Genomic DNA, 14,960 nt, shown 5'->3' with positions numbered 1-14,960 from the left:
TCATATTTAAGGTCAATTTAATTTTAAAGACTCGATGCCGCGCTTAAGTCAAAAAGCCAACAATTTGTTTGGCCATCTTGAGGCAGTGAACGATTGATAGTACATATAAATGGAGTTATAATTAGTGCCTATAAATCCACAATTACCTAAAGAACCCATTCATCTGATATCAAAACCTTTTGTGTACTATATTCGTGTTGAGACAAGTACAGCATGCTTATTATTGTTATTTACCGTTGTTTCACTAATTATTGCAAATTCTCCTTGGTCAAGCTCTTTTTTATCTATTTGGGAAATATCATTAGGAATCCACGTGGGTACTTTCGAATTTTCTCGCTCAGTGCACGCATGGATTAATGATGGCTTAATGACGTTGTTTTTCTTTTTTGTCTCTTTAGAATTGAAAAGAGAAATAGTATTTGGTGAGCTACGAGAGCCCAGGAAGGCCGCATTTCCTATTATGGCCGCCTTGGGCGGAATGCTCCTGCCTGCTCTAATGTATCTCATGCTCCAATCCGGCGGACCAGGGCAGAAAGGATGGGGCACGGTTATGGCCACTGATACTGCTTTTGTGATTGGCTGCTTGGCACTTCTGGGTAAACATATTCCTCAAAGCCTCCGTATGTTCATGTTGTCCCTGGCGATTATTGATGATATTGGCGCGATTTTGGTTGTTGCCATCGGATATAGTCACGGCCTTTCTTGGACAGCTCTTTTTATATCGGTATTAGGGTTGTTTTTTATACAAATAATGAAAAACCTGGGGATTCGAAATATTAGCGCCTATTTTTTTGTTGGTTCTTTCATTTGGATGGCAATAGATGCATCAGGAATTCATCCCACGGTAACCGGAGTTATTTTAGGATTAATGACTCCTACTAAAACTTGGGTAAGTGATAAACGACTACATATGATTTTAGAACACATGGTTTCATATCCACCTGGAGAGCACTGGAGTGGCGATACGGAAGATCGCAAAGCACTTCACGTGACTGAAGTAGCAGCTCGTGAAGTTCTTTCCCCGGTTGAACGATTAGAAATTCTTTTACACCCTTGGATAGGTTATCTCATTTTGCCTTTATTTGCGTTAGCTAACGCGGGAGTAGCCCTAACTTCTTCAGATTTTACCCAGGGAGTTACAGTGGCTGTTTTTTTAGGTTTCGTTTTGGGAAAACCCATAGGTGTTTTGGGTTTTAGTTTTATTGCTGATTTTTTTGGATTAGCGATTCGGCCTAAAAGCCTTAATTGGATTTTGCTAGCTGGTGGCAGTATATTAGCTGGGATTGGATTTACAATGGCTATTTTTATCGCTAATTTAGCGTTCAATCAAGAAGTTATCAATGCTGCTCGTTTAGGGATACTATTGGCCAGTATTTTTTGTGCTTTGGCAGGGATGTCTGTTTTTTTAATATATAAATATTTTATCAAGGATAAATCAATATGATTTTTCAGTCGTTTTAGCTCTTGTATGACATTGGTATGGCACTGATCTGAGTTCATGAACAATTAAGAATGTTTGTGCTATAATTAAGTATAGATTGTATAAACATTTCCATTTTCGATCCTTCTCTCAAACAAATTATACTTTCTAGTTCGCATTTATTTGCGCCTTTATCTTCTTTATATCGAGAATTAAAATGTTTACTTACACTGCAAAAATATATTTTGATGATTTTGAAATCACAAAACGATCTGGAAATAATTTGGAATCTCTTTTTATTTGGATGTTAACCCAAGCTCAAGGACAATCGGGTAACTTAAGCGGTCAGATTACTAATAATAAATCGAAATTGGTCGAAAGAGTATTTCAGAACTGTGCTTTTGATTAAAGCTTTGAGTGAGCACATACATTGACCAAATAACTTTTTTGAAAGAAATATAGTGTGCAGAGCCCGCTATATTTCTTCAAGACATTTTTTTTACTATCGAAGTATCCTACAATCCTGCCTGATGACTTTTAAATGGCTGTATAATATTGAGAGTCTTTTCCCAACTGCCTGATTTTGGTAGTTAATCAGATTTCCCATATCAGAGGTTTTACATTTGACTCACAATAATCAAACACCCTATGCGACACTTAATCCAAATACCATTCTGGATGCGATTGAAAACACAGGTTTCCTCTGCACAGGGAGCCTCCACGCCCTTAATAGCTATGAAAATCGTGTTTACCAAATAGGAATTGAAAACGCAGAACCTCTAATTGCTAAATTTTACAGACCCCAGCGCTGGAGCTCAGAGGCAATTTTAGAGGAACATCAATTTTCACTGGAGTTGGCAGAGCATGAAATTCCCGTTATCGCTCCATTAATTATTAACGAGCAGACCTTACACCATCATCAGGACTTTAGATTCGCACTTTTTCCAAGGCGCGGCGGCCATGCCTTGGAATTGGATAATAATGAACAATTAGAGTGGATGGGGCGGTTTATAGGTCGTATGCATAGAGTCAGCGCCAGCCGATCCTTCCAACACCGTATCTCCCTGAATATACAAACTTATGGTTTTGAACCTTATCGTCTTCTCATTGAGCAAGGCTTTATCCCTGACTATTTAACTTCTAATTTTTGTAAAACCGTTGAAACAGCATTAGAGAAAGTAGCACAAATATTTGAATGGGTAGGCGACCTCGATCAAATAAGACTGCATGGCGATTGTCATGCCGCTAATATACTATGGAGAGACTCCGGCCCGCATATCGTAGATCTGGATGATTGCCTGATGGGACCTGCCATACAGGATATCTGGATGTTACTTTCAGGCGAGCCGAAACACATGGAGTTACAGCTTGAAAAAATTCTAAATGGCTATTATGAATTTCACGATTTTAATCTGCGCGAACGTCATTTAATCGAAGTTCTACGCACATTACGCATGCTGCATTATTCAGGATGGCTGGCAAAGCGATGGGATGATCCCGCATTTCCATTAAGTTTTCCCTGGTTCAATACACCAGTATATTGGGAAAATATGATGAGAAATCTGAACGAGCAAATTGACTTGTTAGATCAGATTGAATGTTAAATATCTAGCGTAATGAGGAAGAAGCATTCTCTTCAGGAGCCTCTTCTTCATTTAATTCCGCAGCTTCCTGCTCTTCTGCATCGGCTGTGTTCTCTGGAGATAGTTCGAGATTGTTTGCTAAATTACTGCTTACTGTATCAGAGAGCGAGCAATTATTCTGATTTTGTAAAACTTGATCGCATGTTTTGGTGTTTGCATCAAAAGCGTTCAAATAGGCCTCGTACGCCTTATCACTTGCTTTGTCATTCTGGTGTTTAATAGAACAGGCAAAATCATAGGCCTTGTCATTAGCCAAATCATTTTTTTCTTTAATAGCCACCGCTTCTTCGTAGGTCATTTCTCCAGCTCTGTAACTATTAAAAGCAGCAGCCGAATTAGCATTATTGCGCTCACAGGTCTCTCTATAAGCGTCGAAGGCCTCGTCACTTTTAGCATTATTCTGCTTTTGTACAGCAAGATAACCCTGATAAGCTGCATCGTTTGCGCTTTCAGTTCGGGCTATTGCTTCGAAAGGAGATGACCCCATCATATTTTTATTAAGATCTTTATTGGCTTTGCGCATCTGTTCAATAAAATCTTCCAGTAATTGCGCTAGCTGACGTTGCAGTTTTAGTGCATCTTCTTCGGTTAGATTCATACATAATAACCATCAATACGGGCTTTTATTAGTATAGATCAAGAACCGGGCAATACTAGCAGAAGGGGGCTTAGCTATTTGTCGGTCTTTGGATTTTCCAATCGCTTTCATCCTCGTGATATAGATTTTCAAAATGCTTAACTAATGCATTAAAAGACTGATTTCCAGTGGCATCATTTCTATAGGTTTCTACAAATTTCTTCCCAAATGAGCTGCTTTGATAACATAAATCCGGCTCCTTCGCTTCGATAGCCTCTGCAAAAACTTTTGCAACCTCTGTTCCTGTCTGAAAAGAAGAGGGGTCGTACCACTGATAAGCCTGTTGTGTAAAATTTTTATAATGCTCATTAGTAACATCGGTTCTTGACCCTTCAAATCGGGTCAGCTCCGTTGCGATAGGGCCTGCCTGGAAGTTAATTACCTTAATATTCCATGGTGCCAGCTCGATGGCCAGTGATTCCTGCAGCCGTTCAAAAGCCGCCAGGGCTGAAAAATAGACTCCTACGCCAGGCATGCTGATGGGCGACGAAGTAAAGATGGAGGAGGTCGTAGTCAATAATCCTCTTCGGCGTTGGCGCATAACGGGCACAAATCCTCGAATTAAGGCCAAAGGACCAAATACTTTGGTCTGATAGGTCGTTAAAACATCCTCGTCTGCGGCTGATTCCACAGGCCCGATTGCCACATTGGCTGCATTGTTTACCAGAATGTCAATATAGGAATACTGAGATAATATCCGTTTGATAAACGCATCAATTGAGTCCTTTTGGCAAAGATCTAAAACCTGAATGTCCAAGTTTTCAGGATTGGGAACGTTTAACTTGTTCAATTCCGATCTTTCTATGTTTCTTACAGTGGCAATTACTTTGAATCCTCGCTCAAGCAGTGCACAAGCCAGGTTATAACCCACACCAGATAGTTTTGAACATCCGGTAATTACTGCAATCTTTTTATCCATAATAGGTGTTCCAATGCTTGCTGTCTCTGGGAATAATTGTAGTATTAATGTCAATAAGAATGAAGGCTCGTCTTACAGGTGGCAGCAAGAATAACTCGTCTTAACGGTATATCGTTGATGTAATTGAGCAAGAATATTGTTCGTACTCGCCCTAACTCACGAAATGCCTGGTAAATTTTATTCTTACGGCTTTGCGTCCACAGATTCCGCAAATGGTTGAGGATATAATTTTATCATTCTGAATTGACATCAATACCCGTCACATATCGTAGTTGGTCTTAAGTCTTTATGTTTTTTATGCATTAGTTAACGTTTACTTAATATATATTTGATATGGTTTATATTAAATACACGCATACAACAAATCAAAGGGCTCTAACATCGGTGTCTTTTGCAATCTATGAAGATGCAGCAGAAAAATATGGTTTAGAGCCTGATAAATATCTGGCGCACATGGAGAACATTATAAAGCCCGCGGTTAGCGGAATTAAAATCCATCCGCATCTTGGAGAAGTTTTAGGCGCATTTAAACGCGAATTGAGCTGGTCGGATAATCGTGATGAGAGTCAAGCGTTTCATGCTTTAAATATGGCTCTAGAGATGTTTTTACGAAAGAATTTCATTAATCCAGAAAAAATTGCTAGGAATAAATTAGCAGAGATTGAAGCAAGCATCCAACAATTAACAGCAGGTTTAAATCCATATACTGATGAATTAAAATCTGCTTATGTGAAATTAAAAGCTTTGGTTGACCAGCATTTTGCACTTTCTCCTGCTATGCAAATTAAAGAAAGCGCGAATTTTGAACGAAAAACAACGCTTGTTTGCTCTGAACATAAAGGAGCTATTGAAAGTGATGCAAAAATTAAATCTACTTTTTATAGTTTCCTTGCAATGATTTCAAGTGTTTTAGTTGTTGTTGGAGTGCCAATTTCTAAGACTTTTCAAGGAAAAAGCAATTTCTTTCAAGAAGCTGCTCAAATACCAGGAAATATACTGAAGCAATCAGATCTTTCTGTACCGCTTGTTGAGATACAAGATTCTGACGAAGCTGATCAACAAGTTGGGATTGGGAGTGGTCCTTCGTAAGGCCACCTTTTAAAGAGTGTTGACGTGGCATTATGGCGGGAGCTTACGGTTCGTGTTTCCTACCGAATTAGTAATTCAAATGAAACAAACAAACAGCATTATGAAAGAAGTTGAATCGTTAACCAGGCAGGCTGCGCGTGTGCTGGCTGAAAACCCTGAATTTTTTAATGAAGAATTACTGAGTGATACAGCCATTCTCCAGGTAAAAGAAGAAATTGAAAAGCTAGAATGTCTAAAAAAATTATGCAAACTTCAGGATGAACAGATAGTAGAATTCCTCTTGGAAAAGCATTTACGCAATGAGCCAATAGAGAATCCTTATCCCTCCCATCTAAGTTTACAGGATGCTCTGAAATACCCCAAAAAGTTACCTGAAGTCCTGAAATGGCAAACCCAGTTTCTTTTGACTAACCATAAAAAAGAGATACTAACAGATAGTCACCCTGAAATAGATCGTCATCCTGAAAACTTTAGTTTGAAAGGTGGCCTTGATAGCGACATGCTTACTTACAGCCCCTCTTTTTTTTCCAATAGAATTACTTTTGTGCCAGCATGCCTGAGAGAGAATAGGGAGCAATCAAATACATTAAGCCCTGGTTGTCGATAGAACTAGCCCCAAGGTTTGGTATTTCTTTGACTCAATATCAATGGCGAATGCTATCCGTCCCCTTTGCAATACTAAGTCTGATTATCAAAATAATCAGACTTAGTATTTCTTGATTCATCACTGATGCAAATTATACGGTAATGCCCCATTCCGAAAAACAAAATATAAGTTTACCAATGGATTTCAATTTTTGACGCTCTGTGGCTAGCACTTAGTAGTTCTAATGGCCCTCGTTTTTGCCCCTATTATGGAGGAGATTGTTTTTCGAGGCTTCCTCACTCCTTTTTTTCGCTATTTTTTCGAAAAAATTGGCATTGAGAAAGAATTAGCAGAGCACAGCACTGTTGGTCTCACAAGTATTATCTTCGGTTCAGCCCATTCTAATTAGCAAGACTACAGACGACCTACTTGGCTTTTAATGCTGAAGAACTGGTAAGAAAAAATAATGGGAGTTTATGGGGAAGTATTTCCTATCATTTTACAAACAATCTTTTTGCAGTAGCTGGCTCTGTTGTGAGGAAAGGATGTAAAGAAGCATTTAATTCAATAACATCATTTACCCTTTAATTTATACAAAATGCGGCCACTCTGACCGCATTGTTTCTTTTCCGTATTTTTATTTAAGGCTGTCAGGCACGACACCGCCGCTTTCGGCAAGCTTAATCATAACCTGCTCGTGAAGCCAGACATTCATCTCAGCCGAACCGTTGAGGGCTCCAGTGTAGCCAAGTTCCTGGGCAAGCTGCTTGCGAGCGCTAAGGCTTGAATCGAGATTCAGCAGCTTCATCAAATCGACAATTGATTGTTCCCAATTGTAGTCCTTACGACCAGTAGTATCGGCGACCTTTTGGATCATCGCTTCGACTTCGGCTCTTGTCATCGGCTTTCGGGTAGAGGGGGCTGCCGCCGTATTGCCGCCGGTGACCACTGCTGTAGCTGCTTTTGCAGTTCCAAAAATTGCGGAAACGATGCTACCAAAAATGCTCATGTCTTCCTCCTTGAATTAATTCCAGGCGCATCGCTGATGCGCGTTCCTGGTTAAGTCTAGTGCCCACTTTCTGATCTTACAACCTTTTGTAGACAAAAGGGAACAATTCATCGATTTAGCTAAAATGCCACTACTTAGTATCCTTGCTGATTCAAAGCTATAAAACCGTGTTTAGACATTATAACTCAAACCCGATATGCTTAATTACAACTAGTTATAATGTAGAAACACTATGCTCACCGTTTACTGGAAGCGCGATTTTTTCACGCAAGGAGACTGCTTAAAACTTATCCATGAGAGTGGTGACTTTTTTGCAACAGTTACAGCCCGACTAAAAAAAGAAGATCGCACTTTTAAATTTCAACATATACTCTGGGAAGGGATTGATTATTTAACTATTAAAGAATTTAAGAAATTGTTGAGGACGGAGTCTTTTTTAGGTTCGATGTATTTGAACTCTGAGGAAGAATTATGTTTAAAACTAGTTTTATCACCACCCCCCTTGTCTGATTTTTTTACTGAAGAAAATATACAAAAACACCCCTGGATTCCTGGATTTCGACGAATGCGGGAGTATTTAGCAAACGCTTTGGAAATGAGCAGCAACAATTCGAAAGATTTACACTTTAGCGAAAATGAAGGTCATGTTCCTTTATCTAACTTAATCCACCAAACATATAAACAAAAATCGGTGACAACCGTTATTGCTTTACTAAACGATTTACCAGCCCAGCAACGAAGTTACTTCCTCCAAAAGTTTGCACTAGACACCTTGAATAACTATCGTGAAGGACGATTTCTAGTTATCTATTGCCCCCTTTCACGATTGACTTCTCCCACCAATCTAAAGATTGAGACACTCTCTTTATATGGTTTAAATCCTCATGCCTATCTTTTGCAAAAACTTCCGATAATATGGGTTATTGATGAGCTGGAGCAATTTTTTGACAAACATAATTTATTCAATGTCCTAAGCGGAGAGCGTTATCGCTTTGATCTCTGGAATTGCCATTTTCTCCTTAGCGCCGCCGACAAGCCCAACCCTGATAGATTCTATAGTGGTTGTTTCAATCCAATACAGACCATTCGGGTTATAGGAAGGAGAGAAGACGAAGGGCCGTCTATTTATCGCTTTTTCTATAGTATGACCGCAGAGCCCATTCAGAATAACATGACTTCCACAGCAATATCAGGCATCCCAATCTCAATTGAAGAATTGCTTGTTCTCTCCAAAGAAAAAACGAGCGCAACTATTCCACAACAGCCTCACCCTACTCCACCTGAGCTTCAAGAACCTCTGGATGATCCAAAAGCCATCGAAGAGTTATCAATAATCATGCAAGATACAATCAACGCCATTGAACGCGCTAGTTTATTTTGTGTGGGAATACAAAATGTGCGCAAGGTAAGTGAACTACGACAGTCTCTAAATAACGCAAAAAGCAAGAGCACAGGAACGTTAGAAGAGTTTTTAAATCACAAAGAAAAAGAGGCTAAATCAATTCTACAAGCATTCGCTTATTATCGAGTCGGGTTATTTGGCGAATCACGCTCTGTGAAACGATACCACGAGCATGTGGAAGCGTCTTCTTTAGCAAAAATATATTAACTAGACTTCACGGAGTTCTTTTATTTCTATAACTCCAACTTCTTGACCAGATGAGGACTACTAGAGAATGTCATCTCGATTACTGTAAACTGCCACTAATTTGTGGTGATAATTTTAAAACATGCTATTAGAGTTGGCTGATTTTACTGGGATATCTTGGATCGTGTCCCAATGCTCCATGATTTTCCCGTCTTCTAACTTGAATAAATCAAAAATAGCTCTACCTCGAGTGCCAGGCTCACGAATAGAGTGTACATGAAGAATTACATAGTCCCCATCCGCAAAAATTTGTTTAATTTCACTATGAGAATTAGGATAGAATTCAAGTAAATATTGAATATATGCTCTTAAACCTTCAGCTCCATCAGCGGCAGCAGGATTATGTTGTTTGTAATGTGTGCCCAGATATTTTGATGCTGCTTTGAAGTTTTTTTGATTAATTGCTTTATTATAAAACTCAGTGACAATTTGTTTATTTATTTTTTGTTGCTCTTCAATAGATGCATAGCTATTGTCAATAATTGATAGCAGAAGCAAACTTATCGCAACTATTTTTGATCTATCTATAATCATAAAACACCATTGGTTATTGATTCTCATGGGTTATTTTAAATTGTCATCAAAAAACTCGGGTAAATCTTTCAATGCCTGTGCTCTTGCTGTTTCATTAAAACCAATGTGATAAGGTTCTCCTTTTTCGTCAATAATCTCTTTTGATACTGGAAACTCAAAGTTATCAAACCCATGCAATGCATTTTTATAAATTTTTATGGAAACATTTTGATGACTATCAGAGCTTTGCTCGACTAGCTGAATGCAATCTTTGGTGGTTGCGCGATCATCATTTTCTCCAATAAATACTTTGGTGATTGCCCTTAGTTTTGCTCCGTCTTCAAGACGATGACATACGCCATAAAACGAAGCCGCTGCTTTAAAAGGAAGCTTTTGATAAGGTTTCGGATCTTGTTGTGATAATGCCATGATTTTCAATACATCAAAGCCTCCCATGGAGAATCCTAAAAGCCCTATCCGGGCAGGATCAACTGAAGGAAGCTGCTTAAGATATTCGTAGGCAGGAACGATATCATCAAGCTGGGCTTGCGTTGCTCTTTCCCAGCCTACTGAGCGACGGTCTTCCCAACCTCTGGGTTTAAAACTGTCTATCATATAAACTACGTACCCATGCTCTTTTAATCGGGTGGCCCAATCATAATTCACTTTTTCAATACCGGTACTCGCGTGCAACAATAAAATAGCAGGTGAGCGCATCGTTGCATCAGAAATATAAAGACTGTGATGGGGATCCTTGGGATCAAAGACATATTCTTCATTATGTGCTAGTACTTCAGTACACAGCAATAAAATAAATATTATAAACAGCAACCTGGGGTGGAGAAACATAATTTAAATCCTTAATTTTAGCTGAGCTTATCCATTTGTATGAGGTTTTAGGGGTAAAAGAGATGAAACTCACCCTCATTTAACAAAGTGGTTATTTGTTGATAATCCAGAGTATTGGCTGTTTGAGATGCATTTTGGAATTTCAAACCGATGACTGATGCCATTGCTGACCAGGAAGTAGGTTTAAAATTGTATTGAGTAATATAGCCTTTCTCATAAAGGTTTGTTGTTACAAAATAATCATAACCTCGAGCTATATTATCAGCTCTCCAAATTGATTCTTCGGCTGCTGGGGTTAGAATAATTTGGTTTGCTTCTGCTATTTCTTTTTCGAGATTGTAGTTATCAATACCATAGGTAGATAACAAAATTTGTATTCGATATTGATTGAGCAGTTCCTGAGTCAGGCTTATGAGTTTATCTTTCCTGGATTCAGTGTCCAGATAAACAATATCGGGATCATAAACTTGATTATTAATTAACAGTCCGCCGCTTTGGATAACTGTACTTTTCCAATATTCATATCCTCTTAGCATTTCACGCCCTTTAGCACCATCCTCTCCTGTCAATGGTAAAGCAACCCCCATACGCAGTTGTTTGTGTGAACCTGGGTTAAATTCAGGGATGAATGCCAAACCATTGGGTCCAGCATGGGTTGCAATAGAGCTGAGCTCAAAACTATGTAAATCTATTTTAGATAAATGCTTGTCGGTTGCATTAGACACATAAGCATATTGACCCTCCGGATCAATTAAAACATTAATCGGATTTAATCCGGTGACTAAACGTTTTATAACCTGGCCTGAATGAACATCAATTACAGCAACCTGGTGATCAAAGGGAGCTGGTGCTAATACATAATTTTGATCCGGCGTAATATCCGAGTAAAGAATCGGTCCTAAATTCAAATTAGTGAATTGTTTTTGAATGGCAAGGGTCTCTGGATCAATAAATACAATCTGATTGACAGCGGATACCATTAAGGAGCGATTATCTGGCGTGTATTTCAGGCCCCTTACAGCAGAGGGCAATGTGAGGCTCCCCGTAATCACTCCTGAATCAGGATCGATTCGGATGACACCGTCCTTACCCGCCATTAACCACAATGTTTTTCCATCATTGGAAAAGAAAATATTATGCGTATTTGGACTAACCGCAATTTTTTTCACAATCGTTTTGGTATCGATGTCAAAGACAAGGATCTTCCCACCCTTTTCCACATTAACATAAAGCTGTTTTTCAAAAGGAGGTCTTAACTTCACACCATGAGGCGCGCTATCGATGTCTGAATAGTCCTTATTTTCTAGTGACTGAAAAGTAAATAAACGATATTTCTCGACTTGATTTAATAAATCGATAACAGAAATGGACACACCGGGTATGCCAGAGCCGCTGTCGTAGTCCCTAATACCAAAATTGCTGACATAAGCCGTTTTTCCATCTTTTGTAACAGCAATCTCATGAGGAAGTAAGGCAAGTTTCAGACTCCCTTTTCTTGCACCAGTCTCAGGATTATAAAAACTGATACGATCGGCATTTTCCTCCACAACAGCTAACGTGGAATTGATAGAAGAGGAATAAGTGAAGCTATTGAAAATCGATAAAGCAAGGAATAGGCTGTAGCTTTTTTTGAACATCATTAAATCCCTTTATAACTAAAAAAGTGTCGCCATGATAGTGACAGAATATAATATTTGTCAATATATATAGGGGCCTATATAATAATGAAGAAAGGAACAATCCATGACATTTAACTTAAATGAACATACTGGTGTCTTGATTAAAAAAGCAGCCCGCTTATTTGAACGTGTTTCCAATCTCAACCTTGAAGAGCTGGGTGTGACCTACAGTCAGACTATTTTTCTGGTTCGCTTGTGGGAGCGGGACGGCCAAACGCAAATGGAGCTTACAAAAAGCGCCGGACTGAAACAACCTACCGTAGTAGGTATACTTGATAAGATGGAAAGAGACCAGCTTATTACACGTGTACGAAGTGAATCTGACAAGCGCTGCTACCATTTTTTTCTTACTGAAAAAGCCAAATACGCTTGCCGTAAATTAGAAACACAGGGAATGTTGATGCAGAATTTGTCTACTGGTAATTTACCCGACAAAGAAGTTAGCAAGTTAAATGAGAACCTGTTATCAATTATAGAAAACCTGGAGCGTTTCATTGAAAACATCCGGGGAGAGTCTTAGAATACCCCGGTGTTACATCACAAACCCTCTTGCCAGCTTTTACAACTATTTATCGGATGAATTAACCACCAATAAATTATAACAAAACTATACTGGCCAATTTTTTTCAACAGACCATATTCGGACGTGACTCGCAAGTTTGTATGTAAGACCAACGATGTTAGTTAATTATTTTGGTTGAGATTAGTCCTGCTGGGTAAGAGGTATCTGGCTTCCTGAAAACATAAATAACTGTGCTCTTAGAATCCGATAGGCGATCCTCACTTGAAGTGGCTTAAGTGAGGATTGAATGTCCTTCAACAAACATGCTATAAGGACAAAGTCGCTTGGTGATTAGCCCATAGCCTCACTGCCGTTAAGTTAGGGAATCATTGTAGGTTGGGCCCTTGGCCCAACAAAGGGGTTGAACCACTCCATAACTCAATGTTGCGCCAAGGGTACAATCTACATGTAATTGCAGAATTCCCTAACTTAATGGCAGTGCACCCTACCCTCCCCCCCACGCTGCGCGCGGTGGAGGAGATAACATTACTTCTTAGCCTGACGGCTATGGGTGATTAGCCCGACAGTTTCCCTCGGCAATGACACTACTACAAATAATAAACGAAATAATTTTATGTACTTTGTAAATTTAAACTTAGAGGTTGATAAACTTCAGGTCCATCAATAGCCAACTCAAGTTGTTTATTATAAATATTATTGACTGCTTCCAGCACGCTTTTAGCTATAGAACAAAATGCTCGCATGTTTTTTGTCCACTCACCATGGTTAATTACATTTGCACCAATTATCAATGCTTTTTTTAATTCAAATTCATTCTCTAAATTTATTGCGAATGAGGTTAAAGAAGACAGCAAGCTACTTATTTTTCGATTAACTTGACAAATTTTAATTTGAATTGGACAATCCTTGTCAGAAAAAAAATTTTGTAAATCAAGAATATTTTTCTTTATTTGATTTATATCCTCTTGTATTTCTTCATCATTAAATACCTGTGTTTTATTAACACATTCCAGGGTTGTTTTTTCGATCGCGACAAAATGAGCTTCAAGCTCTGATAATGCAGTGTTTATGGTTTGTACGCTAATCGCTTTTTGGTTAGGATTAGGTGGTGTCGCGACAAAAAAAGTTGGACTGGTAGAACTTGTTTTTAACTGATTAAAACGTGCCAAAAGATCATCCTGGTTTACTTTCAAATTAAGCTCTTGAATGGCTGGTATGATATTTGGCTTTATTGCAGAAGAAACCTTTAAATCAGATGTTTTAAATAAACGGCAAATTTCAGGCAGTTTTCTGATTTTCGCTAACTCTAGCGGAGTTTTGCCATCTGCATCTTGACATGTTTCGCTTGCATTGGCTTGTAGTAAAATTTTTACAATCTCTTCATGTCCAAAGAATACAGCAGCATGTAAAGGAGTAAAACCATTTTTACCAGCGACAACATTAACATCAGCTTTGTATTGAAGCAGTAAACTGACAAGCGCTTTTTGACCTGTTGAGCAAGCCCAAAACAAAACAGTATAATGATATTGTTCATTATTCGAATGCAAGGGTGTTTCAATACAAGCGCCATTTATTAAGCTTGTTTCAACCTCTTTTATAGTCAGGTTTTGGCTGGCAAAAATAAATTGCTGATTTAGCTTTTTTTGATGTTCTTTAAGTAAGGTTTTTATTGCTAAAGTGCTTTGTTCCGCCCCTGAAAAAGCATTTTTTTGTGCTGCATTTCTAATGGCAGCATTTGCATTTGTTTTCAACAAAAATCGCACTACCTGCTCATGATTATTGACGATGGCATTTAATAAGGCGGTGGAACCATTTTCACTCGTTTTATCTAATAATTCAGGGTAATTTTCAACAATGACTTGCACCAGCTCTAGATGACCATGGCTGGCTGACCAATGTAAAATATTACCTCCATATTTTTCATCAGTGATTTCAGCGATAGAGCAATGCTGAGCTAGAGAATTAAGTAAGGCTTGACAAATAATTACATTACCGTCTTGCGCTGCTTTTAATAGCGCTTGTTTGGCTTGTTCAAGTTGTTCGTAAAAATTCATGTAAATTACCTCTAAATATAGTGTTTACCAATTTCAATGAGTTCATTTTTTATTTGATTGATTCCTTCTGTTCCATTTCTGGTGTTACAAGAGGCTGAAAATATTGTATCTTCGTTGGAAATCTATTTTTAAACTCTCAAGGTAATCGGAAGATCTTGATTTTAACATAATGGTAAAATTGAAGTAAACTCAAGGATGGACTGTCTATTTAAACAGGCGAATATATTTTAAAAAAATTCGAAGTACTTTAATAGAATTTGAAGCCAAATTATCGCTTGGCTAATCGTACGAATTCTCGGGGCGAAATCATCTTTTCCTGTAAATGTTTCCACACAAATAACCTCAACTTTAAAGCTATGATTCAATTTTCCATTTTGATTCGGCACATAGT

Annotated in this window: 15 protein-coding genes; 7 read left to right on the top strand and 8 right to left on the bottom strand. The window is 38.5% G+C overall.

What is annotated here, in order from left to right; all coding sequences use genetic code 11:
• Positions 1–124: 124 nt before the first annotated feature.
• Complete coding sequence (gene nhaA, locus LXA66_RS02195) at positions 125–1,444, top strand: Na+/H+ antiporter NhaA (protein WP_233011727.1); 1,320 nt, start codon at positions 125–127, stop codon at positions 1,442–1,444.
• Positions 1,445–2,043: 599 nt separating this feature from the next.
• Positions 2,044–3,024: a serine/threonine protein kinase gene (locus LXA66_RS02190; RefSeq protein ID WP_233011726.1), complete on the top strand. Its 981-nt coding sequence runs from the start codon at positions 2,044–2,046 to the stop codon at positions 3,022–3,024.
• Between the two features lie 4 nt (positions 3,025–3,028).
• Here the strand turns inward: LXA66_RS02190 and LXA66_RS02185 are convergent, their stop codons facing one another.
• The 3 genes from LXA66_RS02185 to LXA66_RS15880 form a co-directional block, all read right to left on the bottom strand.
• Positions 3,029–3,661, bottom strand: a complete 633-nt coding sequence (locus LXA66_RS02185) for a hypothetical protein (protein WP_233011725.1) — start codon at positions 3,659–3,661, stop codon at positions 3,029–3,031.
• Positions 3,662–3,731: 70 nt separating this feature from the next.
• Positions 3,732–4,619 carry an SDR family oxidoreductase gene (locus tag LXA66_RS02180; RefSeq protein ID WP_233011724.1) on the bottom strand — a complete coding sequence of 296 codons (888 nt, stop codon included), beginning with the start codon at positions 4,617–4,619 and terminating at the stop codon, positions 3,732–3,734.
• A 50-nt stretch (positions 4,620–4,669) separates the two neighbouring features.
• Positions 4,670–4,831 carry a Tn3 family transposase gene (locus tag LXA66_RS15880; protein ID WP_370637118.1) on the bottom strand — a complete coding sequence of 54 codons (162 nt, stop codon included), beginning with the start codon at positions 4,829–4,831 and terminating at the stop codon, positions 4,670–4,672.
• Positions 4,832–5,003: 172 nt separating this feature from the next.
• On the opposite strand from LXA66_RS15880, the gene LXA66_RS02175 reads away from it, so the two are divergent.
• The 3 genes from LXA66_RS02175 to LXA66_RS15875 all read left to right on the top strand — a co-directional run bounded on the left by LXA66_RS02175 (position 5,004) and on the right by LXA66_RS15875 (position 6,703).
• Positions 5,004–5,708: a hypothetical protein gene (locus LXA66_RS02175; protein WP_233011723.1), complete on the top strand. Its 705-nt coding sequence runs from the start codon at positions 5,004–5,006 to the stop codon at positions 5,706–5,708.
• 100 nt (positions 5,709–5,808) lie between these two features.
• Positions 5,809–6,315 carry a hypothetical protein gene (locus tag LXA66_RS02170; protein ID WP_233011722.1) on the top strand — a complete coding sequence of 169 codons (507 nt, stop codon included), beginning with the start codon at positions 5,809–5,811 and terminating at the stop codon, positions 6,313–6,315.
• Positions 6,316–6,538: 223 nt separating this feature from the next.
• Positions 6,539–6,703 carry a CPBP family intramembrane glutamic endopeptidase gene (locus LXA66_RS15875; protein ID WP_083499145.1) on the top strand — a complete coding sequence of 55 codons (165 nt, stop codon included), beginning with the start codon at positions 6,539–6,541 and terminating at the stop codon, positions 6,701–6,703.
• Positions 6,704–6,931: 228 nt separating this feature from the next.
• On the opposite strand, the gene LXA66_RS02165 is transcribed toward LXA66_RS15875, so the two are convergent.
• Positions 6,932–7,303 (bottom strand): DUF3597 domain-containing protein, encoded by a 372-nt coding sequence (locus LXA66_RS02165; protein WP_233011721.1) that lies wholly within the window; start codon positions 7,301–7,303, stop codon positions 6,932–6,934.
• A gap of 232 nt (positions 7,304–7,535) precedes the next feature.
• On the opposite strand from LXA66_RS02165, the gene LXA66_RS02160 reads away from it, so the two are divergent.
• Positions 7,536–8,912: a hypothetical protein gene (locus LXA66_RS02160; protein WP_233011720.1), complete on the top strand. Its 1,377-nt coding sequence runs from the start codon at positions 7,536–7,538 to the stop codon at positions 8,910–8,912.
• 114 nt (positions 8,913–9,026) lie between these two features.
• On the opposite strand, the gene LXA66_RS02155 is transcribed toward LXA66_RS02160, so the two are convergent.
• The 3 genes from LXA66_RS02155 to LXA66_RS02145 are packed head-to-tail and all read right to left on the bottom strand — an operon-like array spanning position 9,027 to position 11,953.
• Positions 9,027–9,485 (bottom strand): nuclear transport factor 2 family protein, encoded by a 459-nt coding sequence (locus tag LXA66_RS02155; protein ID WP_233011719.1) that lies wholly within the window; start codon positions 9,483–9,485, stop codon positions 9,027–9,029.
• 30 nt (positions 9,486–9,515) lie between these two features.
• A complete protein-coding gene (locus LXA66_RS02150; protein ID WP_233011718.1) occupies positions 9,516–10,313 on the bottom strand; it encodes a dienelactone hydrolase family protein in 798 nt (265 codons plus the stop codon).
• Between the two features lie 47 nt (positions 10,314–10,360).
• Positions 10,361–11,953, bottom strand: a complete 1,593-nt coding sequence (locus tag LXA66_RS02145; RefSeq protein ID WP_233011717.1) for a hypothetical protein — start codon at positions 11,951–11,953, stop codon at positions 10,361–10,363.
• 103 nt (positions 11,954–12,056) lie between these two features.
• On the opposite strand from LXA66_RS02145, the gene LXA66_RS02140 reads away from it, so the two are divergent.
• On the top strand, positions 12,057–12,512 hold the full coding sequence (locus LXA66_RS02140; RefSeq protein ID WP_133140416.1) for a MarR family winged helix-turn-helix transcriptional regulator: 456 nt from the start codon (positions 12,057–12,059) through the stop codon (positions 12,510–12,512).
• 614 nt (positions 12,513–13,126) lie between these two features.
• Here the strand turns inward: LXA66_RS02140 and LXA66_RS02135 are convergent.
• On the bottom strand, positions 13,127–14,569 hold the full coding sequence (locus tag LXA66_RS02135) for an ankyrin repeat domain-containing protein (RefSeq protein ID WP_233011716.1): 1,443 nt from the start codon (positions 14,567–14,569) through the stop codon (positions 13,127–13,129).
• Between the last annotated feature and the right edge of the window lie 391 nt (positions 14,570–14,960).

It is taken from the genome of Legionella sp. 16cNR16C (genome assembly GCF_021297775.1).
GTDB lineage: Bacteria > Pseudomonadota > Gammaproteobacteria > Legionellales > Legionellaceae > Legionella_C > Legionella_C quinlivanii_A.
Note: the sequence above shows the minus strand (reverse complement) of the source record. Positions and strands in the feature narration are given on the sequence as shown.